This is a genomic window from Kribbella sp. NPDC049584 (assembly GCF_040675555.1).
Classification (GTDB): Bacteria; Actinomycetota; Actinomycetes; order Propionibacteriales; family Kribbellaceae; genus Kribbella.
The window spans coordinates 185734-211490 of sequence record NZ_JBFAPF010000006.1; the positions used below are offsets into that span (position 1 = coordinate 185734).

At 67.0% G+C, this 25757-nt stretch carries 24 protein-coding genes; 15 read left to right on the plus strand and 9 right to left on the minus strand.

What is annotated here, in order from left to right; translation table 11 throughout:
* Positions 1 to 58 precede the first annotated feature (58 nt).
* The 4 genes from AB0J62_RS22190 to AB0J62_RS22205 are packed head-to-tail and all read left to right on the plus strand — an operon-like array spanning position 59 to position 3915.
* Positions 59 to 190: a hypothetical protein gene (locus AB0J62_RS22190; protein WP_363874044.1), complete on the plus strand. Its 132-nt coding sequence runs from the start codon at positions 59 to 61 to the stop codon at positions 188 to 190.
* Complete coding sequence (locus AB0J62_RS22195; protein WP_363874047.1) at positions 187 to 2064, plus strand: FAD/NAD(P)-binding protein; 1878 nt, start codon at positions 187 to 189, stop codon at positions 2062 to 2064. Before AB0J62_RS22190 ends, AB0J62_RS22195 begins: the two co-directional genes overlap by 4 nt.
* Positions 2054 to 3139, plus strand: a complete 1086-nt coding sequence (locus AB0J62_RS22200) for an LLM class flavin-dependent oxidoreductase (RefSeq protein ID WP_363874050.1) — start codon at positions 2054 to 2056, stop codon at positions 3137 to 3139. Before AB0J62_RS22195 ends, AB0J62_RS22200 begins: the two co-directional genes overlap by 11 nt.
* Positions 3136 to 3915: a DUF1684 domain-containing protein gene (locus AB0J62_RS22205; protein WP_363874053.1), complete on the plus strand. Its 780-nt coding sequence runs from the start codon at positions 3136 to 3138 to the stop codon at positions 3913 to 3915. Before AB0J62_RS22200 ends, AB0J62_RS22205 begins: the two co-directional genes overlap by 4 nt.
* A gap of 58 nt (positions 3916 to 3973) precedes the next feature.
* Here the strand turns inward: AB0J62_RS22205 and dhaL are convergent, their stop codons facing one another.
* Together dhaL and AB0J62_RS22215 are read right to left on the minus strand one after the other, a co-directional pair.
* Positions 3974 to 4609: a dihydroxyacetone kinase subunit DhaL gene (gene dhaL, locus AB0J62_RS22210; protein ID WP_363874056.1), complete on the minus strand. Its 636-nt coding sequence runs from the start codon at positions 4607 to 4609 to the stop codon at positions 3974 to 3976.
* 2 nt (positions 4610 to 4611) lie between these two features.
* The gene (locus tag AB0J62_RS22215; protein ID WP_363874059.1) at positions 4612 to 5385 is read right to left on the minus strand and encodes an MIP/aquaporin family protein; all 774 of its coding nucleotides are present in this window, start codon (positions 5383 to 5385) and stop codon (positions 4612 to 4614) included.
* A 135-nt stretch (positions 5386 to 5520) separates the two neighbouring features.
* Here AB0J62_RS22215 and AB0J62_RS22220 point away from each other — a divergent pair, with 135 nt between their 5' ends.
* Positions 5521 to 6279, plus strand: coding sequence for an IclR family transcriptional regulator (locus AB0J62_RS22220; protein WP_363874062.1), 759 nt, complete (start codon positions 5521 to 5523; stop codon positions 6277 to 6279).
* A 102-nt stretch (positions 6280 to 6381) separates the two neighbouring features.
* Entirely contained in the window at positions 6382 to 8070 is a 1689-nt protein-coding gene (locus AB0J62_RS22225; protein WP_363874065.1) for a dihydroxyacetone kinase family protein, read from the plus strand.
* Positions 8071 to 8246: 176 nt separating this feature from the next.
* On the opposite strand, the gene AB0J62_RS22230 is transcribed toward AB0J62_RS22225, so the two are convergent.
* From AB0J62_RS22230 to AB0J62_RS22255, 6 genes are read right to left on the minus strand one after another with little or no spacing between them, the layout of a single operon-like run.
* Positions 8247 to 9188 carry a BadF/BadG/BcrA/BcrD ATPase family protein gene (locus tag AB0J62_RS22230; protein ID WP_363874068.1) on the minus strand — a complete coding sequence of 314 codons (942 nt, stop codon included), beginning with the start codon at positions 9186 to 9188 and terminating at the stop codon, positions 8247 to 8249.
* Positions 9185 to 10279, minus strand: coding sequence for an SIS domain-containing protein (locus AB0J62_RS22235; RefSeq protein WP_363874071.1), 1095 nt, complete (start codon positions 10277 to 10279; stop codon positions 9185 to 9187). Before AB0J62_RS22235 ends, AB0J62_RS22230 begins: the two co-directional genes overlap by 4 nt.
* Positions 10276 to 11640 (minus strand): hypothetical protein, encoded by a 1365-nt coding sequence (locus AB0J62_RS22240; protein ID WP_363874074.1) that lies wholly within the window; start codon positions 11638 to 11640, stop codon positions 10276 to 10278. Before AB0J62_RS22240 ends, AB0J62_RS22235 begins: the two co-directional genes overlap by 4 nt.
* 26 nt (positions 11641 to 11666) lie before the next feature.
* Positions 11667 to 12503, minus strand: a complete 837-nt coding sequence (locus AB0J62_RS22245) for a carbohydrate ABC transporter permease (protein WP_363874077.1) — start codon at positions 12501 to 12503, stop codon at positions 11667 to 11669.
* Positions 12500 to 13444: a sugar ABC transporter permease gene (locus tag AB0J62_RS22250; protein WP_363874081.1), complete on the minus strand. Its 945-nt coding sequence runs from the start codon at positions 13442 to 13444 to the stop codon at positions 12500 to 12502. The genes AB0J62_RS22245 and AB0J62_RS22250 overlap by 4 nt, the downstream gene beginning before the upstream one ends.
* Positions 13441 to 14766: an extracellular solute-binding protein gene (locus tag AB0J62_RS22255; RefSeq protein WP_363874084.1), complete on the minus strand. Its 1326-nt coding sequence runs from the start codon at positions 14764 to 14766 to the stop codon at positions 13441 to 13443. The genes AB0J62_RS22250 and AB0J62_RS22255 overlap by 4 nt, the downstream gene beginning before the upstream one ends.
* A 158-nt stretch (positions 14767 to 14924) precedes the next feature.
* Between AB0J62_RS22255 and AB0J62_RS22260 the strand changes: the two genes are divergently transcribed.
* The 6 genes from AB0J62_RS22260 to AB0J62_RS22285 all read left to right on the plus strand — a co-directional run bounded on the left by AB0J62_RS22260 (position 14925) and on the right by AB0J62_RS22285 (position 21181).
* Positions 14925 to 15680, plus strand: coding sequence for a DeoR/GlpR family DNA-binding transcription regulator (locus tag AB0J62_RS22260; protein WP_363874087.1), 756 nt, complete (start codon positions 14925 to 14927; stop codon positions 15678 to 15680).
* Between the two features lie 218 nt (positions 15681 to 15898).
* Positions 15899 to 16975, plus strand: coding sequence for an amidohydrolase family protein (locus AB0J62_RS22265; RefSeq protein ID WP_363874090.1), 1077 nt, complete (start codon positions 15899 to 15901; stop codon positions 16973 to 16975).
* Positions 16962 to 18131, plus strand: coding sequence for an FAD-dependent oxidoreductase (locus tag AB0J62_RS22270; protein ID WP_363874093.1), 1170 nt, complete (start codon positions 16962 to 16964; stop codon positions 18129 to 18131). Before AB0J62_RS22265 ends, AB0J62_RS22270 begins: the two co-directional genes overlap by 14 nt.
* Positions 18128 to 19408, plus strand: a complete 1281-nt coding sequence (locus AB0J62_RS22275) for a sugar ABC transporter substrate-binding protein (protein WP_363874096.1) — start codon at positions 18128 to 18130, stop codon at positions 19406 to 19408. The genes AB0J62_RS22270 and AB0J62_RS22275 overlap by 4 nt, the downstream gene beginning before the upstream one ends.
* Positions 19405 to 20352, plus strand: coding sequence for a sugar ABC transporter permease (locus tag AB0J62_RS22280; RefSeq protein WP_363874099.1), 948 nt, complete (start codon positions 19405 to 19407; stop codon positions 20350 to 20352). The genes AB0J62_RS22275 and AB0J62_RS22280 overlap by 4 nt, the downstream gene beginning before the upstream one ends.
* On the plus strand, positions 20345 to 21181 hold the full coding sequence (locus AB0J62_RS22285; protein ID WP_363874102.1) for a carbohydrate ABC transporter permease: 837 nt from the start codon (positions 20345 to 20347) through the stop codon (positions 21179 to 21181). Before AB0J62_RS22280 ends, AB0J62_RS22285 begins: the two co-directional genes overlap by 8 nt.
* Positions 21182 to 21191: 10 nt before the next feature.
* Here AB0J62_RS22285 and AB0J62_RS22290 read toward each other — a convergent pair whose 3' ends face one another.
* Positions 21192 to 22016 carry a DeoR/GlpR family DNA-binding transcription regulator gene (locus tag AB0J62_RS22290; protein WP_363874105.1) on the minus strand — a complete coding sequence of 275 codons (825 nt, stop codon included), beginning with the start codon at positions 22014 to 22016 and terminating at the stop codon, positions 21192 to 21194.
* Between the two features lie 593 nt (positions 22017 to 22609).
* Here AB0J62_RS22290 and AB0J62_RS22295 point away from each other — a divergent pair.
* From AB0J62_RS22295 to AB0J62_RS22305, 3 genes are read left to right on the plus strand one after another with little or no spacing between them, the layout of a single operon-like run.
* Positions 22610 to 23929 (plus strand): sugar ABC transporter substrate-binding protein, encoded by a 1320-nt coding sequence (locus tag AB0J62_RS22295; protein WP_363874108.1) that lies wholly within the window; start codon positions 22610 to 22612, stop codon positions 23927 to 23929.
* Between the two features lie 10 nt (positions 23930 to 23939).
* On the plus strand, positions 23940 to 24866 hold the full coding sequence (locus AB0J62_RS22300) for a sugar ABC transporter permease (protein WP_363874111.1): 927 nt from the start codon (positions 23940 to 23942) through the stop codon (positions 24864 to 24866).
* Positions 24859 to 25752, plus strand: a complete 894-nt coding sequence (locus tag AB0J62_RS22305; RefSeq protein ID WP_363874114.1) for a carbohydrate ABC transporter permease — start codon at positions 24859 to 24861, stop codon at positions 25750 to 25752. Before AB0J62_RS22300 ends, AB0J62_RS22305 begins: the two co-directional genes overlap by 8 nt.
* The last annotated feature ends 5 nt before the right edge of the window (positions 25753 to 25757 follow it).

Here is a 25757-nt window from a genome sequence, read left to right on the forward strand (position 1 = left end):
CCTTGCCCTCCGCCGTCGCAGGGCCCGCGAAGCCTGCCCACCGCCAGGGAGTCTCATCGTGTCCACCACGTCAGTCACGTCTGTGTCCGGTGCACCCGGACCGCCGGCGACGGTCGCCGAGGCCATCAACCATCATGTCCAGGAGTACGCCGGTACGACGCTCCGCTCGCATCTCGGGCTGCGGGTATGAGCGTGGCGGAGCTGCGCCCCTGGAAGGAGCCAGCGGCAACCATCGTGTTCGTGGGCGGCGGACCGCGGACCGTCGGCCTGCTCGAGCGGTTTGCGGCCAGTGCGGGGGAGTTGCTCGACGGGCGCGAGGTCGAGATCCATGTGGTGGATCCGTATCCGGTCGGTGGCGGGCGCATCTGGCGGCGCGAGCAGTCGCGGCTGCTGTGGATGAACTCGATGACGTCGGACGTCACGATCTTCACCGACGAGTCGGTCGAGTGCGACGGGCCGGTCGTGCCGGGGCCGGACCTCGCGACCTGGGTCGCCGGTGAGGGGGCGGTGATCCTGGAGAAGGCCGGGCTCGAGCAGCCGGGGCCGATGGACTTCCCGCCGCGGCTGGTACAGGCGGAGTACCTGGCGTGGGTGTGGGAGCGCGTCGTCCGCGATCTCCCCGCGACCGTGACCACCCATCGCGAGCGGGCGGTCGAGCTCACCGCTGAGCGGCGGGTGGTTCTCGAGTCGGGTCGTGAGATCGCGGCCGACGCGGTAGTGCTTGCCCTCGGCTACCTGGATCGGTTGCCCACGGCATCGGAGTCCGCGTGGGCGGCGCAGGCGGCTGATGCCGGGCTGACGTATATCCCGCCCGGTTACACGGCGGACGTCGACCTCGACGGGCTGTGGCCGAAGGCGCCGGTGATCGTGCGCGGGTTCGGTCAGGCGTTCATCGACCTGATGGTCCTGCTGACCGAGGGCCGGGGCGGCTGGTACGACGAGTGCGCCGGGCTGCTCACATATCACCCGTCTGGTGAAGAGCCGATCTTGTACGTCGGCTCGCGGCGCGGCGTCCCGTACCACGCGAAGCTCGGCTACACCGTCGCCGGGACGAAACCGGTGCCCACGAGGTACCTGACGGCTGAGGCTCTTGGAGACGGGTTGCTCGATTTCGATCGGGATGTCGCGCCGCTGATCGAGAAGGAACTGGCGTACGCCCATTACAAGCAGTTGTTCACAGCCCACCCCGAACGAGTCCGATCGTCATGGGAAGAGTTCGCGAACGCTCTCGATACCTGGACGCCCGATCGCGAGTTCGAGGCTACGGATGCTGTGCCAGATCCGGCGGATCGGTTTGTGCGGCGTGAGGTGGATCGGCCGCTGGACGGTCTGTTCTTCGACGACCGGGCAGGTTTCGAGCGGTTCATGACCGAGCTGATCGAAGGGGATCTGCTGCGGCGGGCGGACCCCGCCTACTCGGCGGATCTCGCGGTGTTCAACGCATTGCTGAGCATCTACAGCGTGCTGTCGCGGGCGATCACCGACGGTCAGTTGTCGGACGAGGATCGGGTCCGGCGGGTCGAGACCGAATGGCACGGGTTCTTCTCGTTCGTGGCCAGCGGCCCTCCGCCGCGGAGATTGGAAGAACTGCTCGCGTTGCACCGGGCCGGAATCGTTCGGTTCGCGGGGCCTGACCTCGGTGTTGCTATCGACAACGATCAGTTCGTTGCCACGAGCCCTAACGTCAACGAGAAGATCCGTGCGCGAGCGTTCGTCGAAGCGCGGTTGCCCCGGCCCGACGTACTCGCGACCACCGATCCGCTCCTGCGCGGTCTGCTCGACTCCGGTGTCCTTGCGGCTGACGAACTGTTCGCTGCCGACGGGACCAGCCTCGGCGGCGGGCAGCTCAAGGCCGACTCGCGGTCCCGGGCGATCCGTGCCGACGGGTCCACGCAGGAGGAGCTGTTCCTGCTCGGGCCGTCCGTGTCCGGGTCGGCCGGTTCGTCCGGTTTCTCCCGGCCGCACTTCAACGGTCCCGGCTTCGGGCAGAACGACGCCGTTGCGCGGGACCTGCTCAAGCTGCTCGCACCTACCGTACGGAAGGAAGAACGTCATGCCAGTTGAGTTCCTGGGCATCGCCGGCACCAACCCGGCCAGCGAGGTCACGCCGCGAACCGGCGGCCCGCTGGACCTGGAGTACACGGCCAAGCTCGCCCGCGCCCACGAGGACAACGGCTGGGACCGTATCCTGTTCGCCTATCACTCAGGATCGCCCGACCCGTCCCAGGTCGCGGCGTACGTCGCCGGCCGCACCGGCCACATCAACCTGGTCGTCGCGCACCGGCCGAATGTCGCGTACCCGACGCTGACTGCGAAGACCTTCGCGACGCTCGACCACATCAGCGGCGGCCGGTTCGAAGTCCATGTGATCACCGGCGGCTCGACCGCGGACCAGGCGGCCGAGGGCGACTTCCTCGCGAAGGACGACCGCTACGGGCGGACGGCTGAGTTCATCCAGATCCTCAAGCAGGCGTGGACCTCCGATTCCCGGTTCGATTTCAACGGCGAGCATTACCGCTTCGAGCAGTTCGTCGCCGACATCAAACCGCTTCAGCAGCCCCGGCCACGGATCTCGTTCGGTGGCTCGTCGGCAGCGGCGTACGCCGTCGGCGCCGCCGAGGCGGACATCTTCGCGCTCTGGGGCGAACCGCTGGCAGGGACCCGCGAACAGCTCGCCACGATCGACGCCGAGGCCGCTCGTGCAGGCCGGGCGGACCGGCCGACCATCCAGATCGCGTTCCGGCCGATCATCGCGCCGACCGAGGAGCTGGCCTGGGAGAAGGCGGAGAGCATCCTCGGCCGGATCAAGAACGGGCCTGCTCCGACACGTCTCCGCTCGAAGTCGCCGGAGAATGCGGGCTCCCAGCGACTGCTCAAAGCCGTCGCGGAAGGCGAGCGTCATGACCGCGCGCTCTGGACCGCGCCGACCGGCGTGACCGGTGGCGGCGGCAACTCGACGGCCCTCGTCGGTACGCCGGACACTGTCGCGGCTGCACTGCTCGACTACTACGACCTCGGCATCCGGATCTTCTCCGCCCGCGGCTACGACATCTACGACGACGCGATCGACTTCGGCCGCTACGTCATCCCGCTGGTCCGTTCCGAGGTAGTCCGTCGCGAACAGAGGAAGGCGTCATGACAGTCATCTCTGATCTGGAACAGGACTGGCACACCTGGCACGCGGCGCGCGAACGCGACCTGGACACCGACTACGGCTGGCTGTCCGTCGTCGCGTTCGACTGGCTGCCGACCTCACCGGTCGCACTGCCCGGCTTGCCAGGCATCTGGTGGTCCGACGACCAGCGTGCACACGTGACAGCTGACGGGCAGTTGACCCTCAGCGGTGAGCCGGTGAACGGCATTGTGTCCGCCAGCGTCCCCGAAGCGGGTTCGCTCAGCTGGCTGCTGTACGGCGACCGCCTGGTCGAGCTGGTGCTTCGCGGCGGACGGTACGCCGTACGCCAGCGGGACCCACGCGCTCCAACAAGGCAGGAGTTCACCGGCGTACCGACGTACCCGCTGGACGACCGTTGGGTCGTGACCGGGTACTTCACACCGAATGCGAAGCCGCGGCGAGTGGAGGTGGCCACCGCGCGGGAGGACCTGCGTCAGCACGTGACCGCGGTCGGCGCGGTGCATGTCGCACTGGGCGGCACGGCGTACGAGCTGGTCGCCACTGCCGCAGGGGACGGTCGACTCAACTTGTCCTTCTACGACAAGACGAACGGCGAGGAGACCGCTCCCTGGCGTACGGTGACCACCGGACCTGTCGCGCGCGACGGGTCGGTGGTCATCGACTTCAACCGGACGATCAACCTGCCCTTCGCCTTCACGGCGTACGGCACCTGCCCGGCACCAGCAGCGGGCAACCGCCTCGGCCTGCCTGTCACCGCGGGCGAGAAGAAGCTCCGATGAAGTTCTGTACCTACACGCTGATTGATAACGGGTACGGCGTGGGGGAGCGACCCGGTGATCAAATGAGGGTGCGGGTGGCGGCGGTGAAGAGGAGGGCGGCCGAGGTGGCTCCGGGGTCCAGGTGGCCGACGCTCCGTTCGCCCAGATAGCTGGCGCGGCCTTTCCTGGCCAGCATCGCGATCGTGGCATCGCGACCGCTCTCCGCGGCGCGCAACCCTGCCCGCAGTACGTCGGGCAGGTCGCGCTGTGCGGATGCCGTTGCCTCGATCGCGTCGATCGCGGGCGCGAGCGCGTCGTACATGGTCTTGTCGCCGGCCTCGGCCCGCCCCCTACTGACGACTCCGGCCAGGCCGGCCCGGAGTCCCAGCGCGAAGCGCTCGTTGTTCAGGTGGCGGTCGTTGCCCACGGCATCACCAAGCAATATGAAGAAGGTGCCGAAGAGCGGGCCGGCGGCTCCGCCGACCGAGCTGACGACCGTGTTGCCGACGTGAGCGAGCAAGGTCGCTATGTCTGACTGTGGAATCGTGTCGAGCTCAGCGGTTACGGCGCGAAATCCGCGATCCAGGTTGGTGCCGTGGTCGGCGTCACCGATGGCGGCGTCGAGCGCGTTCAGCCGATCCCTCTGCACGCTCACCAGGTGCCCGAACTCACGGATCCAGTCGGCCAGCTTCGGCGCTGTGATGTCGTCGGGCACGCTCAGCCTTTCTCTGCTGATGCGGCCAGCTGACCAGCTGGAGTCGCGCTTTCAGTCGCCGGACGGTCCGCCGCGGTCCGCGAGAGGGCGAGGAAGGTCAGTCCGGCCAGCGCGCCGGCGCTGAGCTCGGCCAGCACGTAGACAGGCAGTTGGCTGAACTCGACGTGACCGCCGGCGAGTTGCTGGACCAGCATCGGGCCGACCGTACGGGCGGGGTTGATCGAAGCCCCGGTGGCAGGAGCGACGGGAATGATGACCCCGAAGACGACCAGGCCGATCGCGAGCCCTGCGAATCCGGGCGCAGCTTTGCGATGCGTCGCGCCGAAGACGGTCAGCACGAGGATGAAGGTCCCGACGAACTCGCCGGTGAAGGCCTGCGCCGCGCCGACACCGGATCCGTACGCCGCGACGCCGAGTCCGAGGTCGCTCGCTTTCGATCCGAGTACTGCGAGGATCGCCGCGGCTCCGAGGATCGCCCCGGTCAACTGCGCGGCCAAGTAGGCAGGTACACGTGACCACGGGAACTTGCCCGTCGCCGCGAGGCCGACTGTCACGGCGGGGTTGATGTGATTGCCGGAGATCGGGCCGAGCGCGTACACCGTCGCAACGACAGCGGCGGCGAACGCGAACGAGATCATCCCGAGGTCGGCCATCGTGAAGGGCGCATCGCCGTTGACCATCAGGGTCGCGGGTACAGCGCCGACGCCGACGAAGGCCAGGATCGCGGTGCCGATCAGTTCGGTGGCGAGCCGTTGCGGCAGGTTGTTGTCGTCCATGGACGTCCCTCCAGGGTGTGCCCCGAGGCCAAAGGATTGGTTGAAGATCATTCGACATTGTCGAATGCAACTCGGAAGTTACGCCTGTGGTTCACTGATGTAAAGGGTTGTTCGCTGTCACCAGAGAGGTTGTCGATGATCCAGTCCGTCGATCGGGCTATCCGGATCCTTGGAGTGCTGCAGGGTGCGCGCCGGATGAGTCTGTCCGATCTCGCAACCCGGCTCGACCTGCCGCCGTCGACTGTGCACGGGATCCTCAAGACCCTGCAGGCCCACGGCATGGTGCTGCAGGACCGCGACTCGAATCGCTACCAGTTGGGCCCGGCGGTGCTGAAGCTCGGCAACGTCTACCTGGACACCCTCGAACTGCGATCCAGGGCAGTCACCTGGTCCGAGGAACTCGCCCGCCGCAGCGGCTACGCCGTACGGACCGGTGTTCTCACCTTTGACGAGGTGGTGATCATCCACCATGAGCCGCGCCCGGACGGCAGCCGGCAGATGCCGGAGGTCGGGATTGTGATCCCTGCGCACGCATGCGCGCTGGGGAAGGCGATGCTCGCCTATCTGCCCGACCAGACCGAGGAACTGCTGGCAGGGGACAAGCTGCGCAGCATGACGTCGGAGACGGTGATCGATGCGGTCGTGCTCAGAAAGCAACTCGAGGAGGTGGCGCGGGATGCGCTGGCGACCGAGCGGGAGGAGGCCGTGCTCGGCGAGGCGGGACTCGCGGCGCCGATCTTCGACGCGTCGGGACTGGTGGTAGGAGCGATCGGAATCGTCCTTCCCGCCGTCGACTGGGCGCCCGCCGACGCCACCTTCGCAGCCGTTCGCGAAGCGGCCCGCAACATCTCCCGCGAACTCGGCGCCAGCCGCTGGCCGATCCCGCCCCGCTGAACCCAGGCTCTTTACAGCTGGATGAACCGCGCTCTATGCTCCGAAACTCATTCGACATTATCGAATGACATTCAGATCAAGCTGCGCGAGGAGTGGTGTGTCGTGAAGAAGCTCGTCAACGACCCGGCAGAGGTCGTCTCCGAGATGCTGCAGGGATTCGTGCTGACCAACCCCGGCATCGCGCTGCTCGATGACGGGGTCGTCGTTCGCGCCGATCACGCTGCATTGCGGCTCGCCGGTCAGGTAGCTCTCGTGTCCGGTGGGGGTGCAGGGCACGAACCGGCGCACGCGGGCTACGTCGGACCGGGAATGCTGACCGCCGCAGTCGCGGGTGATGTTTTCACGTCCCCCTCTGTGGATGCGGTCCTGACGGCTGTCCGCGCGGTCGGTGGCCCGGGTGGCGTGCTGCTGATCGTGAAGAACTACACCGGCGACCGGCTCAACTTCGGTCTCGCGGCGGAGATCGCGCGCACCGAAGGTCTCGACGTCGAGATGATTGTGGTGGCCGACGACGCCGCCCTCGCCGCGGACGGGAACAACGCCGGCCGACGGGGTCTCGCCGGAACCGTACTCGTTCACAAGATCGCCGGCGCCGCCGCCGAGGCAGGTCTGCCCCTGGCAGCGGTCAAGCAGGAGGCGATGAAGGCAGCGGAGTCCATCGCAACGATGGGCGTGGCCCTGTCCGCCTGCACAGTTCCCGCTGCCGGCAAGCCCGGGCTCGAACTCGGCGCGGACGAGATCGAATGGGGTCTCGGCATCCACGGCGAGCCAGGCGTCGAGCGTGGCGGGATCCGTCCGGCCGACGAGGTCATCGACACGCTCCTCGCGCGGCTTGTCGCGGACCGCGGCATCAACGCCGGGGATCGCGTCGCCCTGCTGGTGAACAATCTGGGCGGTATGCCGACGATGGAGCTCGGCATCATCGCCCGGCGAGCGGTCACCTTCCTGGCCGAGCAGGGGATCACGCTCGAGCGCGCCTGGGTCGGCAGCTTCCTCACCGCGCTGGAGATGGCGGGTTGTTCACTGTCCCTCGCGCGAGTTGACGACGAGATGCTGACTCGCCTCGACGCACCCACGCAGACGATCGCGTGGCCCGCTGCCCACGTCGGCCGCGTCGCGCGCGAGATCGCGACGCCCCGACAGGATCAGGAGATCGTTGCCGTGAGCACCATTCAGCTCGACGAGAGCTCGTCGCTCTGGCGGGCCGTCGAGGCAGTCTGTGTGCGGCTCATCGCAGCTGAGCAGGAGCTGACCGACCTCGACCAACTGGTCGGCGACGGCGACCTGGGCCTCAGCCTCGCTCGCGGTGCTCGGGCCATCCTGAACGACAAGCCGCAGTACGACGGCACCGGCGGCGCGTCCGTGCTCCGCGGGATCGCCGGCACCGTACGACGCGTTGTGGGTGGCACTTCCGGTCCGCTCTACGCGGCCATGATCCTCCGGATCTCCGCGACGTTGAGTGCCGGTGAACCCTGGCCCGTGGCCTTCGAGGCCGGAGTCGACGCGATCGCCGAGCTCGGCGGCGCCCGGACCGGCGATCGGACCATGCTGGACGCGTTGATTCCGGCCGCGGCGGCGTTGCGTCGCGGAGCACTGGCCGATGCTGTGGCGGCGGCGCGAGTGGGCACCGAGGAGACTGCCGACATCCTGGCCCTCCGCGGCAGGTCGAGCTACCTCGGTGATCGCGTCCTCGGCGTTGTCGACCCCGGCGCCCGCGCCGTCGTAATCCAGCTCGAGGCGATCCACTCAGCCCTCGAACCCTCGCCCGCCCAGGTGAGCGCAATCCGCTGAACCTGCAGCACACCAGCTGCCGCTGTCCAGCCCGAGCGACCGTCCGCCGTGACAGCACCGTCTCGGAGGTGATGGCGGGTCCGTGATGGTGAGGCGAGTGGCATCTCGCAGCCGAGGGACGCGAAGTCTCGCATCCCCCGGTCAGCCGCCTGTACCAGGAGAGACGTCCGTCGAGCTCAAATAGCGCCTGACAGGGCGGCAGCGTAGTGGGCTGCGCCGATCGCTGGGGTGTGGATGGGGCTGCGGAGGTCGTAGGGATGGTCTCGGGCTGTGAGCTTGTGGGTGAAGACGCGCAGGACTTCTGGTGCGGTGAGGACCCCGCCCGAGTAGGAGACGGGGACTGGGCTTGTCGGGGTGAAGTCGAGGCGGGCGCGAGTGGTCTCCACCAGACGGACCAGCTCGGTGGCGGCTTCGTCGATGATGCGGAGCGCGGCCGGGTCTCCGAGGGTGGCCGCGTGGACGATCGGCCGGGAGAGGGCGGCGATGGCTCTGCGGCTTCCGCGCCAGCTGTTGAGGACTATGTCGACGAGGTCCAGGTCGGACGTGAGGTCGAGGTGCTCGCGGAGTACGTCGAGGAGCGGGCCGGGCGGGAGGCGGCCGTCGCTCATCTGGGAGAAGGCTTGCAGACCGCGGATCCCGATCCAGTAGCCGGAGCCTTCGTCGCCGAAGAGTTCGCCCCAGCCTCCGACGCGGATCCCGGTGTCGCCGCGGCGGCCGTACGTCATCGAACCGGTGCCGCTGATCACGTTGATGCCGTCGGCCAAGGCGAGTGAACCGGCCCAGCCGCAGACCATGTCGTTGTCACAGCGGTACCGGTCGTGCCCGAGCGCGGACCGTGGCGCCGCGTCGAGCGTCGGCACGTCCGCGCTCACTTCACCGTACGCCGGTAGTCCGAAGAACGCGTAGGCGATGTCGGCTGGCCGGATGCCGGCCAGCGCGCAGACGTGAGCCACGGCCTCGACCAGCACTCGCTCGACCAGCTCGGCTCCTTCGCCGGAGCTTGTGTCGAGGTAGTAGCAGCTGGGTGCGTCCGCCTCGGCGATCACCTCGCCTGCGGCGGTGACCAGGCAGAGCGCCGTACCTGAACCGCCGCCGTCGACACCCAGGTAGATGGTCATGGCTCGAGCGGGTGGATGCTGACGCCTTGGACCACGCGGTTGACCTCGCCGTCGGGGAACGGGTTGTCCGGCATCCGGCCGAGCGCCACCGAGAAGCGCAACGCGAGCAGCTGAGCGATCACGACGTACGGTAAGGCGAGTAAGGCGTCGTCCACAGCGGCCACACCATCGACGTGCCACGCGCCGTCGGAGGATTGCGCGTCGACGATCAGGACGTTCTCCGGGCTGATCGCCGCCTGGAGTTCGGCCGCGATGTCCTCGTCGTACCGGCGGGTGTACGGGTCGTTGGACACGTAGACGACCGCGAGGGTCCGCTCCCCGAGGACTGCCTTCGGCCCGTGCCGGAAGCCGAGTGGGGTGTCGAAGTAGCTGATCACTTTGCCCGCGGTGAGTTCGAGGAGCTTCAGCGCCGACTCCCGAGCCAGGCCGCCGAGAGCGCCGCTGCCGAGGTAGACGATCCGTTCGTAGCGACGATCGGCATACGGCGCCACGTCGTCCGCGCGGGCGAGGACCTGCTCGGCCGCGGTGGCGAGCTGATCGGTCAGCTGGATGTTCTCGTCCGGGGCCAGCGCCAGCCAGGCGGTCAGCAGCATCGAAGTAAAGCTCGACGTCATCGCGAAGCCCCGGTCATTGGTTGCCGACGGCATCAACAGTACGAGCGACGAGGGAGCGTCCTGGTGCTCGCGGGCCAGTCGGCCGTCCGCGTTGCAGGTGATGACGAGCTGATGGACCGAACGCAGGCAGGTCGTCGCCAGTTCGGTGGCGGCGACGCTCTCCGGGCTGTCGCCGGAGCGGGCGAACGAGACCAGCAGGGTCGGCACGTCCTCGGCGAAGATCTCCCGCGGGTTCGAGACGATGTCGGTGGTCGCGATCGCCTCGACCCGGCGCCGCAATTTCCGCGAGAGCGCCGGGGCCAGCACCTCGCCGGCGAAGGCCGACGTACCGGCGCCGGTCAGCACGATCCGCAGGTCCGCCCGGGCGAGCACCGGCTTGAGGAACGCGGCGACCTCGTCCGACCTGGCCGCCAGCATCGCAGCCGCCTCACGCCAGACGGAGGGTTGCTGCAGAACCTCTTGATAGGTGACGGTCACGCGGCGACCTCGTTCGCGGCAAAGCGGTCCAGCAACGGGCCGTGCGCCTTGATCGCGTCGTCGAGGATGCCGGTCGCGACGGTGAGTCCGCCGACGAGCGGGTCCAGGACCAACGCCTGCAACGCGAGCGAGCGGTCGCCGGTCAGCGCCGCGCGGACAGTGATCTCCTGCTGCTGCGCCCGTGCCGCCAGCACGGCCGCGATCCCGTCCGGCAACGCGCCGACCCCGAGGCCGATGATGCCGGCGGCGCCGACCACAGCCGGGACCTCGACGACCGCGGTCGACGGCAGGTTGGGGATCTTGCCCTCGTTCGGCAGGTTCACCGCCAGCTCGACATGGTCCTTGCCGGTGACGATGGCCTCGGCGATCGCCACCAGGCGCTCCGCCTCCTGGTTGTCGGTCCGGGGGAGCGGTGCCTTGCCGTCGGCCTGGGCGCGCAGGTTCTCCCACAGGTCGTCCTTCTGGCCGATGTACCGCATGGTGGCATCCCGGCCGCCCTGCAGGCCCCAGGGCAGGTTTGCCTCGTCGACCGGGCTGCCGTCCGCGGCTCGCAGGTACCCTCCGAAGAACTCGGCGACGTGCCGGTCGCCCGGCGCCGGGTAGCGCCCGAACGTCCGCATCAGGTCGGCCGACACCGGCAGGTGCACGCCTTCCTCGCTGGTCGAGGGCGCGTCGATGCCGCCGGCGCGCTCGGCCACCAACTTGCGCAGCAGCGGATACGCGTCCTCGGTGTCGTGGCGGAGGTCGAGCAGCCAGCAGAGATGGTTCAGCCCGGCGAAGACGGCCTTCAATTCACCCGACCGGTAGCCCAGGTCGGCGGTCAGCTTCGAGAGCGTGTGCATGGTGCCGTGGCACAGTCCGACGGCCTTGAGTCCTGTCTCGGCGGTGATCGCCCGGACGTTCGCGGTCAGCGGGTTGGAGTAGTTGATCAGCTGGGCGTCGGGTGCCAGGTCGGCGACATCGTTGCCGATCGCCACCAGTTCGGGTACGTGCCGCAGGGCCCGCAGGACGCCGCCCGGCCCAACGCTGTCGCCGACGGTCTGGGCGATGCCGTACTTGGCCGGCACCTCGACGTCGGCCAGCCAGCCCGCCGCGGCGCCGACAGCGATCGTGGTGGTGACGAAACGGGCCCCGGGCAACGCTTCGCGCCGGTCGGTGTGCGGGACGAACTCGAGCTCGGCCCCTCGCTCGACGGCGATCCGGCGGCCGACCCGGGCCATGGTCTCGGCTGCCTCGCCGTTCAGGTCGACCAGATGGACGGTCCAGCCATCGAACGTCCTGGTGGACGCGAGGTCGGTCATCAGCCCCGGTGTGAACACCGTGCTGCCCGCGCCGATCAGGACGATGGACTTCTCACTCACGGATTTTTCCCTTCAGAAAGTCAGAGTCACTTGGTGCTGCCGGCCAGCAGGCCGTTGACGATGTAGCGGTTGAACGCCAGCGCCAGCGCAGCCGGGACGATGATCGCCAGTACCCCGGCCGCGTTCAGCAGGGTCGACGGGACCACGTGCCGTCCCTGCAGCGCGGCGATGACGACGGTCAGCGGCTGGGTGGACAGATCGCTGGACAGCACGAGCGGGAACAGGAACTGTCCCCAGGCGAACAAGAAGGTGATCAAAGCGGTGGAGATGATGCCCGGTCGCGCCAACGGCAGCAGCAGATGCCACAGCACTTGCAGTCGACGGGCGCCGTCGACGAGACCGGCCTCCTCGATCCCCACCGGCAGACTGGCGAAGTAGTTGTGCAGGATCCAGGTCGCCAGCGGTACGAAGCCGGAGACGTAGACCAGCACGATGCCCGTGTAGGTATTGACCAGGCCGAAGGTGCTCATGATCCGGTAGAGCGGGATCAGCGTGGTGTACGCCGGGAACGCCATCGTCGCCAGTACCGCGTAGAACAGCACGTTCCGGCCGCGGAACCGCATCCGCGCGAAGGCGTATCCCGCCAGCGTGGCGAGCAGCACGGTCACGATCGTCGCGGCACCACACTCGATCACGATGTTCACCGCCGACCGGCGGACCTGCGGCGCGGTGTCGCTGTTGCCGCTCAGCAGGGCCGAGTAGTTCTGCAAGGTCGGGTTCGTCGGCAGGTAGTGGGCCGGCTTGGCGCGTGCGTCGGCCTCGGTCTGCAGGCTGGTCTTGATCGCCCAGTAGATCGGCCCGAGGGACCAGATCAGGATGAGCGCGACCCCGATGCTCCGGCCGGCGCCGGTACGACGCTTCACAGCTCGACCCTCCGGTAGACGAGGCGGACCACGCCGAGCGAGATCAGCAGCGTGACGATGGTGATCAACAGGGACAACGCGTACCCCTGACCGAAGTCGAGATCCTGGAAGCTGATGAAGTACGTCTGCATGGTGACCGAGGCACCGGTGTTGGCCGCCCCGTTCAGCACGTACGGCTGGTCGAAAACGTTGAGCGTCGCAATCACCGCTTGCACCATGGTGACCGCGATCCCCGGCCGGGCCAGCGGCAAGGTGATCCGGGTGAACGCCGACCACGGCGTACAACCATCGATCTGGGCCGCCTCGTAGAGCTCGCCCGGGATGAGTTGCAGGACGGCGAGGATCAGCAGCACCGAGAGCGGCGCGATCTGCCAGACCTGGACGAGCTCGATCAACGCGATCGTGAGCAGCCGGTTCTGGCCGAGGAGGACCGCGTTCCCGTCGCTGAGATGCAGTGACGACAGCACGCTGTTGATCAGGCCCGCGTTCGGATCGAAGATGCCGGTCCAGAGGATGCCCTCGACCACCCCCGGCATCGCCCACGGCAGGATCAGGACAGCGATCACGAGGCTGCGGCCGCGGAACGGCTTCTGCAGGACGACGGCTGCACCGATCCCGATCAGCGTGGACAGCGTCACGCCGATCACGACGTACAGCGCGGTGTTGCCGATGCTGCCGACGACCGCGTGGTCCTTGGCCAGCCGGACGAAGTTGCCGAAGCCGTCGAACCGGGTCGGCGGGTCCAGCGCGTCCACCTTGAAGAACGACTGGACCACGGTGAACACGGCCGGCACCAGGGCCAGGCAGGCGATGAAGATCATCACCGGCGCGATCAGGAGATACGGCAGGAGGTCGAGGCGGGAACGGTGTACCGGCGCCGGGCCGGCCGGGGTCTTGCTCTCGGCCGGCCGCGGCGTGGTGGTCGAAGAGGTCACGGTCACGACCCGGACGCCAGCTGGTCCGCCGTGTCGCCGATCGTCTTGATGGCCTGCTCGACCGACATCGATCCGGTCGCTGCGCCGTGCAGGTTGGTGTAGACCGCGTTGGAGAACTTCGGGTACCACGACGGTGCGCCGCCCTCGAAGACGGGCTTCGAGCCTTGCAGCATCGGCACGAGGTCCTCACCGCCGACCAGGTTGCCCTTCGCGGTCATCTGCTTGACCGCCGACAGGTGCGACGGGATCGGGTACGTCGGGAAAGTCTTCTCCGGCCCGTTCACGCCCGCGAAGTCGGCCTGCTGCTCGGTCGCCGTGAACCACTCGATGAACTTGGCGGCGGCGTCCGGGTACTTGGCCTGCTTGGGGATCCCGATGCCGTCGGGGTTGCTGAGGTTCGCGCCCGGTCCGGAAGCACCCGGGGTCCGGATGTACTTGACCTTGCCGACGACAGAGGACGACTTCTTGACGTTGTACAGCGTGCCGACGTTGCCGGAGTAGTCCGAGAACGTGCTGGCGACCTGACCCTTGGCCATCAGGTTCTGCTGGCCCTGCGAGTCGGTGACGTTGATGTTGCCGGGCGGCACAAGACCGGACTTCAGCGCGTCGACCATCCACTGGGCCGCCTTGTAACCGGGCGAGTCCGGGCTGGTGAACTGCGGCTTGCCGTCCTTGTCGAGGACCGAGCCTCCGAACGCACCGGTCGTCTCGTACCAGTACGTCGACAACCCCTCCGCCGCGGCGAACGGGATGTTCAACGGGTACTGGACGACGCCCTTGGCCTTGATGGCCTTGAGGGCTGCGGTGTACGCGTCGATCGTCTGCGGAGCGGGGTTGGCGCCGGCCTTCTGGAACAGCTCGGTGTTGACGGTCGTGACCATGAACGAGGCGTCGTACGGGATACCGACCACGTGACCGTCGACGGTGAAGGAGGCAAGCTGCGGTACGTCGGCCGCCATCGCCTTGGTGTCGACGTAGGAGTCCATCGGGTAGTACCAGCCGAGCTTGCCGAGCTGGCCGACCCGGGACCAGTCGACGTTGGTGGCGTCGGCGAAGTAGGTCTTCGCTGTGGCAGCGGCCGAGATCTTGCTCTGCAGGCTGTCCCAGTCGATGTTCACCCAGTTGACGGTGATGCCCGTTTTCTTGGTGAACGCGTCCAGGGCCGCCTTCGGGGGAGCGTCCGAGGCGAGCGCGACGGTGATGGTCACTCCGCTGGTCTGCGTCGATCCGCCACTGGCCTTCTTGTCGTCCGATCCGCTGCAGCCCGCGAGGACCAGGGTCAGACTCGTGACGCCGGCCAGCAGCGCCGTACGGGTACTCCTCAACATGATTGCTCCGGGAGAGATCGAGTGCGCAAGTGCGCAGTTTCGCGCACGATGATGATTGGAAAGTAGTTCGAAAGAAAACTTCCGGTCAAGGCATTCGACTACATGCGCAATCTTTTGCGCGAGTGCGCACTTTATGTGCATCTTGTACAGTGCGGTTCGTGCGGAAGTCGGAGCGGTTGAGCGCCATCCTCGATCAGGTCGGCCTGCAGGGCACGGTGGACGTCGCCGCCCTCGCCGTCGCGCTCGGCGTGTCCGGGGCGACCATCCGCCGCGACCTGCAGACGCTGAGCCGCAACCAGTTGTTGGTGCGCACCCACGGCGGAGCCATCTCCAACGAAGCCGGCGACGAGGTGCCGACCCGGGTCAAGGCCGCGCTGCGGCAGGCGGAGAAACGCGCGATCGGTCGCGCCGCCGCTGCGTTCGTCGAAGAGGGTTCGGTGGTCGGCATGACCGGTGGCACCACCGCGCTCGAGCTGTCCCGCGCCCTGGCCCAGCGACGCGGGATCACCGTCGTCACGAACGCGATCAACATCGCCTCCGAGCTGGTCGGCCATCCCGGGATCCGGCTCGTCCTCGTCGGCGGCATCGCGCGTTCGTCGTACGAGCTGGTCGGTCCGGCGGCGGAGGCGATGCTCGCCAACTACCACCTGGACATCGCCTTCGTCGGAGTCGACGGCCTGACCCCGGAAGAGGGCTGCACGACGTACGACGAGATGGAGGCGCAGACCGACCTGGCGTTTCTGCGCCGGGCCCGCCGCAGTGTGGTGATCGCCGACAGTTCCAAGATCGGCCGGGTGACGTTCGCCCGGATCAGTCTGATCTCCGGTGTCACCGACGTGGTCACCGACCGCGGGGCCAGCCCCGAGCAACTCGAAGCACTGGAGCGGGCCGGCGTTCGCGTCACCGCCGTCTAACCGCGCTGAGGTGCGCGAATAGGACTGGAAGCTGGATCTGGCGGACAAAAAACGTCAGCAGATCGAGGGAATGCGCAGCCGATTGAGCAAGTGTGCACGGATCGGGATCACCTTCGCCGGAACGCTCACTTCGACTGATCAGTCCCTGGGGGTCGCTGGACCGCCGGTTCTACGGTCGTCCCGCATCTCGCTGGTTTCCCTACCGAATCGAGGGATACATGCCCGAGCCCCTGGCCGACCTCCGGCTCCGCGACTTCACCCCTGTCTCGATGATGACCGCGACCGCCACCGTCGTGACCGAACCGGCCGCGCCGATCGTCGACGTTCACAACCATCTCGGCCGCCGCCTCACCGGTGTCTGGCGGGTACCCGACCCGGCCGCCCTGATCGAGACGATGGACGAGGCCGGCGTCGCGACGATCGTCAATCTCGACGGTGAATGGACCGACGAGCTCGAGGCGAATCTCGATCGCTACGACCGCAAGTATCCGGGGCGTTTCGTCACCTTCGCCCGGGTCGACTGGAGCGACACCTCGTCACCCGGCTGGGGCGACCGGATGGGAGCTTCGCTGACCGATTCGGTACGACGTGGCGCGGCCGGACTCAAGCTCTGGAAGGACATCGGGCTCCGGATCCGCGACGAGCACAACGACCTCGTCTTCCTCGACGATCAACGGCTGGAACCCTTGTGGACCGCACTGGCCGCAACGGGAGTACCGGCGCTGATCCATACCGCGGATCCGGTCGCGTTCTTCCAGCCGCTCGACCATCGCAACGAACGGCTCGAGGAGTTGCTGCGTCATCCCGACTGGCATTTCCACGGTCCGGAGTTCCCACCGCTGGAGCGGCTGATGGACGCGTTCGAGGCCGTTGTCGCGGCGCATCCCCAGGTGCGCTTCATCGGCGCCCACGTCGGCTGCCTGGCGGAGAACCTCGACTGGGTGGAGGGGATGCTCGACCGCTACCCGAACTACCGCGTCGACCTCGCCGCGCGGATCGCCGAGCTCGGCCGTCAGCCGCGGCGGACCCGGGCACTGATCGAGCGCCATCCGGACCGGGTGCTGCTCGGCACCGACTGTGCGCCTCCCGACGTCGCCGACTACCGGATGTACCTGCGCTTCCTCGCGAGTACGGACGAGGCCTTCGCCTACTCGTCGGAAGAACCACCGCCGACCGGACGCTGGACGATCTCAGGCCTCGGCCTGCCGGACGACCTGGCGGCTCGAGTCGAGGGAGACAACGCCCGCGCGTTCATCCCGGCCCTTGCTGCCGGGAGCAGCGATGCCGGACTTTGACCTGATCATCATCGGCGGCGGCATCGTCGGAGCGAGTGCCGCGCTGGCCGGTGTGCGGAAGGGCGCGCGGGTCGCGCTGGTCGATGCCGGCCTGGCCGGTCGGGCCACCGATGCCGGGGCCGGGATCGTGTCGCCGGTCGCGCTCGATCGTGGGGAGCAGCGCCCGGACTGGACGGCGCTGATCACCGAGTGCGTCGGCTACTACCACAGCCTGCTGGCCGAACTGGATGCCGTCGACCCGGCTGGAGCAGGCTCGGCGACGTTCGAGCAGGTCGGTGAGTTGGTCGTGGCCGGCGACGATCCGCACGAACAGGCGGCGCTCGATGCGGTGGCCGCGCGGCTGTCGGATCCAGAGGGCAGAAGGGCGCACGGGGTGGTCAAACCGGTCGAGGTCGTCGACGGTACGGAGCTTCAAGAGTACTGGCCGGAACTACGCGGCGATCTGCGCGGCCTGTACATCGCCGAGGTCGGGCGGGTCGTCGGCTCCCGGCTGCACGACCGGTTGATGACGGCGGCACGCCGGCGAGCGCAGGCGGGCCGCGACGATGCCGGACTCGAGGTGATCCCCGGTGCGGGAATCCTCGATCCACAAGGTCCGCAGGTCCGCGTCGGACCTCGGGTCCTCGACGGCGGCGCTGTTCTCCTGGCCAGCGGTGCCTGGGCCGGCGCGGACCTCGCCGGGTTCGGTGTGCAGGTCGGTATCCGACCGATCCGCGGGCAGTTGGTGCACTTGCGGCTCGACGGCCAGCAGACCGGCATGCGACCGGTGGTCAACACGCCTGGTGGCGGCTACCTGCTCGGCTTCGACGACCGCATCGTCGCAGGTGCGACCCACGAGGACGTCGGCTTCGATGCCCGGGTCACAGCCGGCGGGCAGCAAGCGGTCCTGAAAGCAGCACTCGACCTGGCGCCCGGTCTGTCCGCCGCCACTGTTCTGGAGACCAGAGTCGGCCTGCGCCCTGCGACCACCGACGGCCTGCCTCTGGTCGGGCCGGTGGCGCCGGCGATCCACGTCGCCACCGGTCTCGGTGCCTGGGGCCTGACCCTCGGCCCGCTCCTCGGCGAACTGGCCGCCCGGCACGCCCTCGGCGACGACCTCCCCGAACGCCTCGACTTCCTCAGCCCCGGTCGCCCTGTCCCCAAGGAGTCCGCATGAAATCGGTACGACGGTTACTCAGCCTGTTGCTCGTAGCACCTTTCCTGGCCGCGGCCGCCTGTTCGGGATCCTCCGATTCCGGTGGCGGTGACGACAAGCAGGTCACGCTCACGTACGCGATCTGGGACCAGGCGCAGGTGGCCGCGATGAAGCAGATCATCAGCGAATTCCACAGCCAGCACCCGAATATCGACGTCCAGGTCCAGGTGACGCCGTGGGAGAGCTACTGGACCAAGCTGCAAACCGCGGTGACCGCGGGCACCGGGCCCGACGTCTTCTGGATGACGATGGTGTATGCGAAGTACTACGCCACCGGCGGCGGCATCGCCCCGCTCGACGACCAGATCAAGAGCTCGAAGATGGACATGGGTGTGTACGTGCCCGCCGTCACCAAGGCCTACACGATCGATGGCAAGGTGTTCGGCATACCGAAGGACGTGAACGGGTTCGGGCTGTGCTACAACAAGCAGCTCTTCGACGCGGCCAAAGTGAAGTACCCGGACGAGTCCTGGACGTGGAGCGACGTGATCGCCGCTGCCCAGAAGCTGACCAATCCGCAGAAGGGCGTGTACGGGTTCGTCGCTCCGGAGGCCGACGAGCTGAGCTGGTACCTGACCGTGCCGCAGGTCGGCGGACAGATCATCTCGCCGGACGGCAAGTCCTCGGGCTACGACCAGCCGGCCACGGTGAAGGGCATCCAGTTCTGGACGGACATGATCACCAAGTACCACGTCTCACCCACACTGCAGCAGACCACCGACACCGACCCGCTGGCGATGCTCACGTCGGGAAAGGTTGCGATGCGGTACTGCGGATCCTGGGAGCCCGAGGAGATCGCTGCTGTCCCGTACGGCAAGGCCAACATCGACATCGCGCCGTTGCCGGCCGGCCCTGACGGGAACCGGAACTACTACAGCAACGGGCTGGCCAACAGCATGTCGGCCAAGACCCAGCGCCGCGAGCAGGCGTGGGAGTTCCTGCAGTTCCTCGGATCCGAACGCGCGGCCGAGATCCAGGCCAAGACCGGTACCGTCATCCCGGCGTACGAGGGGCACGCCGACGCCTACGCGAAGGCGATGCCGGAGTTCGACCTGCAGGTCTTCGTCGATCAGCTGAAGTACGCGCAGCCGTTCCCGGCGTCGACCGACACCGCCGCCTGGCGCGATGACGCGACCAAGCAGTTCGCCGACGCCTGGACCGGCAAGGCTTCCGTCGAAGAGGTCTCCCGCGGCGTCGCGGCGAAGATGAACGACGCGCTGTCGAAGGAAAAGAAGTGACGGCGACACTCGATTCGGTGACCGGGCCGACGCGCGCCGATCCGGTACGCCGGCGCAGACCGCGGCCACCGACCCGGGACAGCGGCTGGTGGGCGGCGATGTTGTTGCTGCCCGCCGCCGCAGGCCTGGTCGTCTTCGAGATCTGGCCGACGTTCCAGACGATCTACTACTCGTTCACGAGCTGGGGAGCGTTCGGCGGTCATATCTGGTCAGGGCTGGAGAACTACCGGACGCTGATCGCCGACCCCGACGTCGTCCACGCCGTGATCAACACGGCGATCATCACTGCGATCACCCTGCTCGCGGTGCCGATTTCGGCGGTCGTGGCGGCGCTCCTCAGCCTGCCGGGAATGCGTGGCGTCACGATCTACAGAACGCTGTACTTCCTGCCGGTGGTCACGCTGCCGGCCGCCGTTGCCCTGACCTGGAAGTGGCTGTTCAACGGCGACTACGGCCTGGTCAACTGGTTGCTGTCCAAGGTCGGGATCGACGGGCCGCACTGGCTCTCCGATCCGGCCACGGCGATCTTCGCGATCAGCATCGTCGGAGTCTGGGGATCGATCGGCTACAACATGGTGATCTTCCTGTCCGGCATCCGTGGCATCCCGGTCGACTACTACGAGGCCGCCGAGCTGGACGGTGCCGGGCGGGTGAAGCAGTTCTTCCACGTCACCGTGCCGTTGCTGACACCATCGATCTTCTTCGTCACGGTGATCACAGTGATCAACGCCTTGCAGGCCTTCGATCTGGTCTATCTGATGGTGGGCCAGCAGAGTCCGGCCATCCAGAGGACCGAGACGCTGGTCTATCTCTTCTACCAGCGCGGGTTCGCCGAGCATGACGGCGGCTACGCGGCTGCGATCGGTGTGCTGCTGCTGCTCGCGACGTTGATCCTGACCGCGGCACAGTTCCGGCTGCAGCGGAGGTGGGTGCACTATGGCTGACCCGATCAGGCGGCGGCGGGTGCGGCATCCGGTCGCGCATCTGGTGCTGTGTATCGGTGCGATCTTCATGGTCGGGCCGTTCCTGTGGCAGCTCTCGACCTCGCTGCAGACGTTCGGTGAGTCGGTGAGTGTGCCGCCGACGTTCCTGCCGCACTCACCGCAGTGGTCGAACGTGACGACCGTCTTCAGCGCCCTGCCGTTCGGTCATCAACTGCTGAACACGACGGTGATGACGATCGCGCGGACGGTTGGGCAGGTGTTGTTCAGTTCGCTGGCCGGCTTCGCGTTCGCGCGGATGCAGTTCCGCGGTCGCGGCGTACTGTTCGGTGTCTTCCTATCGGTGACCATGGTTCCGTACCAGGTGTTCCTGCTGCCGCAGTACCAGATCATGCAGAAGCTGGGGTTGCTGAACACCTTGGTGGCGTTGTTCCTGCCCGGGATGTTCAGTGCGTTCGGCACCTTCCTGATGAGGCAGTTCTTCCTGCAGTTGCCGCAGGAGATCGAGGAGGCGGCCCGGATCGACGGGGCGAACATCCTGCAGATCTACTGGCGGATCATGCTGCCGATGAGTGCGCCGGGCATGATCGCGCTCGGCGTACTGGTGATCATCTGGTCGTGGAACGACCTGCTCTGGCCGCTGGTGGTGAACTCGGATCCTCGGCAGATGCCGGTGTCCGCCGGCCTGGCCAGCCTGCAGGGTCAATACACGACGAACTTCCCGGTGTTGATGGCGGGATCGCTGCTGGCGAGTCTTCCGGTGATCATCGTGTTCATCGTCTTCCAGCGGCACCTGATGAGCGGGATCGCGTTCTCCGGCGTGAAGGGTTAGTCGTGGGGCACTAGCGGGTCCGCGCGACGTGCACCGTGACGCCGAGGCTGGTCAGCTCGGACAGCTCGTGCGGGTCCGCCGACGCGTCGGTCACCAGAATGTCGATGGCCGACGCGTCGGCGACCTTGGCCACGGTCGCCTGACCGATCTTGGAGCCGTCGGCAACGACCATCAGCCGGTGCGCGTGCGACACCATGGCGTGGTTCGTGCGAGCCTCGGTGTGGTCGTGCGTGGTCACGCCGTGGGCCGCGCTGACGCCGTCCGCGCCGAGGATGGCCAGGTTGACGCTGATCCCGTTGAAGGCGTTCTCGGCCAGGCTGCCGACCAGCTCGAACGAGTTCGCCCGGATCACGCCGCCGGTCATGATCACCTGCAGGTTCGGCCGGGCTGCCACGGCTGCCGCGGTGGTGAGCGCGTTCGTGACGATGGTCAGCCGGCGGCGGGAGCCGAGCTCGCGGGCGACTTCCGCGGTGGTCGATCCGCCGCCGATCGCCACTGCCAGTGGCCGGTCGGACGGCAGGAGCGCGGCCGCTGTGACGGCGATCGCGTGCTTGGCGACCGGGGATCTCGTGTCCCGGAGCCGAACCGGGAGCTCGGGGCCGGTGTTCGCCCTGGCGCCGCCGCGTGTCCGGGAGACCAGGCCCTGCTCCTCGAGGTGGGTCATATCCCGGCGCAGCGTCGCCGGCGAGACCTGCAGTTCGCGGCACAGCGTCACGACTGACAGTGCGCCACGCTCAGTGAGGAGGTCGAGGATCTCGACCAGCCGCTGCGTCCGCCGTGGCGAAGTCGCCGACGGTTGCCAGGAGCGCACGGGCGGGAGGGCTGCCGTACTCATGACGATCACCTCGTTCCGGCTTGCGCGACGAGTGGATCGCCCAGTCTAAGCACCTCAGCCGACCCGTCGAGCTTCCGCGCAATCGAGATGAGCGGATACACCCGAAACCCGGGACGGTCATCGGGGGAGCCGCTCTGCTGGACGCGGGAGAACCGGGGTGAGGAGGGTACGAGCGAGCGTCGCTGTTGCTGTCCGCCGATGACAGAGTCCTGCTCCGAGCACGGCGTACGGCGTGGTCCCAGCCCAGGTAGTTGCCACTGGCAAGCGATTCTCCCGCCGCTGTTCTTCCCCAGCCGCTCCGGCTTCCGCATGATCGGCACTGTCGCGATGTGCGCAGAGTTGCGCATTTGCTCATCTGACTGCCCATGTATTCGTATCCCTTGACCAGAAATGGGCAATACAGCTACGTTCACATCAAATTCGCGCGAAACATGCGCAGCTCTGCGCAGTCTGCTCACTTGATCGGCCCGCGCCGGCGGAGCGCGCCGGTGCCGTGGGCTGACAGCCGCCGGGCTGAGCCTCTGAGCTGTTCCCGCGCGGAGGGGTTTTCCGCCGTGCGACACCCCGTTCACATTCACAAAGGAGTCGAACCGATGGGCTTCAACTCATCAGGCACACGTCGTCGGCGTCGGATCGCCGGCCTCGTCACGATCGGGACCATCGCGATGTCGCTCGCCGCCTGCGGAGATGGGGGATCCGATGACACAGCCGGGGGCAAGGTCACGATCACCTTCATGAACGACCAGGTCGTGGCAGGCATGCCGCTGGAAGAGGCAATTCACAAGTTCGAGCAGGAGAACCCCGACATCAAGGTCGACGTACTCCCGGTTCCCTCGGAATCCGACTACGAGGCAAAGATGCGCACCTCGTTGGCCAGCAGCAAGCCGCCGGACATCTTCCGGATCAACGACGACTACGTGCAGCAGTTCACGCAGAACGGCACGCTCTTCGACCTCGCGCCGTACGTGAAGTCTGCGGGGCTCAAGGATTCCGACTACGCCGCTCAGGTGTTCAACTTCGGTAAACAGTCGGACGGTCGCATGACCTCATGGCAGCTCGGCTACCAGTCCACGATCGTCTTCTACAACGTCGATGCCTTCAAGAAGGCCGGACTGCCGCTCCCGCCGAGTACGTGGAGCAGCAAGGGCTGGACGACGGCGGACTTCTTGGCAGACGCGCAGAAGATGACCGATGGCACCAAGATGTACGGCGCGACGGTGAGCGCGGCAACGAACTACGAGCAGACCTTCACGCACAACAACGGCAGCCAGGACGGCGTCTACAGCGCCGACGGTAAGAAGTTCACGCTGGCCGATCCGATCGGGGTTCAGACCGTCCAGTGGGTCGCCGATCTGACGTGCAAGTATCACGTCCAGCCGGCGTGGGCGGATCTGCTGCAGGACAACGCAGACATCCAACTGTTCGCCCAAGGCAAGACTGCGATGTTGTTCGAACAGTCCGGGTCAGTGCCCTATCTGCGGCAGACCATCAAGAGCTTCGACTGGGACATCGCGCCACCGCCCGCCGGGGCCGCCGACCAGGCCAACGAGGCCAGCGTGGTGAGCTACGCCGTACCGGCGAAGGCGAAGCACCACGATGCCGCCTTCAAACTGCTGAACTATCTCGCCGGTCCCGAGGCGGGCCAGATCCTCGGCAAGGGCGGCGCATTCACCCCGGTGAACAACCAAGCGGCCGAGGCAATCTCCAAGGCGAGCTCCGGCGCGCCGAAGCACGCCGACCTGTTGGCCGAGGCGGCCCACCATCTCACGGCTGGAAACAAGACCAACAACACGCTTGGCGCTCGTGCGATCTACCGCCCGGCGCTTGACCAGGTCTACAACTGCAAGAGCAGCGCTCAGGACGTGCTGTCGCGAGCCAGGCCGCAGGTCGAGCAGGCTCTTGGTCAGGGCTGAGGCCGGACCCATGGCGATTCACTCTGCGGTGCGGCGTGCTGAGGTTCCGCCGGAGGTCCGGCGGAACCGGCGACGCCGCACCCTTGAAGGCTGGCTGTTCGCACTGCCGCTCGTGTTCGGCATCGTGGCGTTCCAGGCTGCGCCGATCGTCGTGTCGATGTACACCTCGTTCACGAGGTGGGACGGGTTCAACTCGCCCCAGCTCGTGGGCGGCCGCAACTACGTCGATCTGATCGTGAACGACCCCATCTTCCTGCAGGTGGTCCGCAACACAATCGTCTTCACGGTCCTGGGTGTGCCGGCGACGGTCGTTCTGGCTCTCGTTCTCGCGCTGCTCGGGAACCTGAAAGTCCCGGGTACGGCGTTCCTGCGCATGGCGTTCTTCACTCCATACGTCATGAATGTCGTGGCGATCGGGTTCGTTTGGTACTACATCTTCGGCCCGACCAACGGCTTGATCAATCAGTTCCTACGGAATTTCGACATCACCGGCCCGGCCTGGCTCGCCGACTCTTCCTGGGTGATCCCAGCAGTGGTGGTGATCAGCGCCTGGCAGGGCGTCGGATATCCGATGATGATCCTGCTCGCCGGCCTGCAGGGTATCCCGGAGGAGATGTACGAGGCTGCGCGCATCGATGGAGCCTCCGCGTGGTCGCGGCTGTGGCGGATCACCTTGCCATTGCTGACGCCCCAGATCTTCTTCGTCACCATCTCCCAGTTCATCGCGTCGTTCCAGGTGTTCGGACTGATCTACGTCTTGACCAAAGGTGGGCCTGGCTATTCGAGCAGCGTCTACATCTTCTATCTGTGGCAGGTCGCCTTCCAGCAGGGCAAGTTCGGCTATGCGGCGGCAATGGCATGGCTGATCGTCGCGCTCATCGCGGTACTGACGTGGGTCCAGTGGAAGCTGCAGAAGAAGTGGGTGTTCTATGACTGACCTGGCGATCGACGACAGACCGGTCCTGGCGGGTGGCGGAGACCGCAAGCTTCCCCCGCATGGCAAGCGCAAGTTCCAAGGGCGGCGGATCATCTTGATGATCTTCCTGATCTTGCTCGCGTTGTCCTTCCTGACCCCGGCGTTGTGGATGCTCAACGCGTCGCTGCGCCCGGAAGAGCACGTGATGGACTTCCCGCCGGGATTCGCGCTGTCTCGTCCGCAATGGGGCAACTACGCGACCGTGCTCCGCAACATGCCGGTCTACTTCCTCAACAGCGTGAAGTTGGCGGTCCTCAATGTTGTCGGTGGCTTGATCGTTTCGTCCTTGGCCGGCTATGCCTTTGCCCGGCTGACCTGGAAAGGCCGCGACGCCCTGTTCGGGATCGTGCTGGTGACAGCGATCGTGCCGAACATCATCTACCTGTTGCCGCAGTACATCCTGTTCCAGAAAATCGGTTGGATCGACACACTGTTGCCGCTTTGGGTGCCCAGAGTGCTGACTCCGGTCTTCGGGACCTTTCTGATGCGCCAGGCGTTCAAGAGTCTGCCGGCCGGTTTGGAGGAGGCTGCGCAGGTGGATGGTGCTTCGACGTTCCGGACCTTCTTGACGATCATGGTGCCCCAGACCAAGCCGGCGTTGGCCGCGGTCGCGATGTTCACGTTCCTCGACTCATGGAACGACCTGTTCGGACCGCTGATTTTCCTCACGTCGCCCGAGAAGCAGACATTGCCCATCGGACTGGCTCAGTTTCAGAACGAGTTCTACACCCAGGTCGGGCCGCTGATGGCGGGTGCGACAGTGACCGTCATACCTGTCTTCGTCGTCTTCCTTCTTGCCCAACGCTATTTCATCCAAGGAGTTACTGGCAGCGGCTTCAAGGGCTGACTGTT

Bases quoted from the DNA above. Each gene is read 5' to 3' on its own strand.
- AB0J62_RS22195 (WP_363874047.1), top strand. From the start codon at position 187: ATGAGCGTGGCGGAGCTGCGCCCCTGGAAGGAGCCAGCGGCAACCATC.
- AB0J62_RS22200 (WP_363874050.1), top strand. From the start codon at position 2,054: ATGCCAGTTGAGTTCCTGGGCATCGCCGGCACCAACCCGGCCAGCGAG.
- AB0J62_RS22205 (WP_363874053.1), top strand. From the start codon at position 3,136: ATGACAGTCATCTCTGATCTGGAACAGGACTGGCACACCTGGCACGCG.
- AB0J62_RS22215 (WP_363874059.1), bottom strand. From the start codon at position 5,385: ATGGACGACAACAACCTGCCGCAACGGCTCGCCACCGAACTGATCGGC.
- AB0J62_RS22220 (WP_363874062.1), top strand. From the start codon at position 5,521: ATGATCCAGTCCGTCGATCGGGCTATCCGGATCCTTGGAGTGCTGCAG.
- AB0J62_RS22230 (WP_363874068.1), bottom strand. From the start codon at position 9,188: ATGACCATCTACCTGGGTGTCGACGGCGGCGGTTCAGGTACGGCGCTC.
- AB0J62_RS22255 (WP_363874084.1), bottom strand. From the start codon at position 14,766: ATGTTGAGGAGTACCCGTACGGCGCTGCTGGCCGGCGTCACGAGTCTG.
- AB0J62_RS22265 (WP_363874090.1), top strand. From the start codon at position 15,899: ATGCCCGAGCCCCTGGCCGACCTCCGGCTCCGCGACTTCACCCCTGTC.
- AB0J62_RS22270 (WP_363874093.1), top strand. From the start codon at position 16,962: ATGCCGGACTTTGACCTGATCATCATCGGCGGCGGCATCGTCGGAGCG.
- AB0J62_RS22275 (WP_363874096.1), top strand. From the start codon at position 18,128: ATGAAATCGGTACGACGGTTACTCAGCCTGTTGCTCGTAGCACCTTTC.
- AB0J62_RS22285 (WP_363874102.1), top strand. From the start codon at position 20,345: ATGGCTGACCCGATCAGGCGGCGGCGGGTGCGGCATCCGGTCGCGCAT.
- AB0J62_RS22290 (WP_363874105.1), bottom strand. From the start codon at position 22,016: ATGAGTACGGCAGCCCTCCCGCCCGTGCGCTCCTGGCAACCGTCGGCG.
- AB0J62_RS22295 (WP_363874108.1), top strand. From the start codon at position 22,610: ATGGGCTTCAACTCATCAGGCACACGTCGTCGGCGTCGGATCGCCGGC.
- AB0J62_RS22300 (WP_363874111.1), top strand. From the start codon at position 23,940: ATGGCGATTCACTCTGCGGTGCGGCGTGCTGAGGTTCCGCCGGAGGTC.
- AB0J62_RS22305 (WP_363874114.1), top strand. From the start codon at position 24,859: ATGACTGACCTGGCGATCGACGACAGACCGGTCCTGGCGGGTGGCGGA.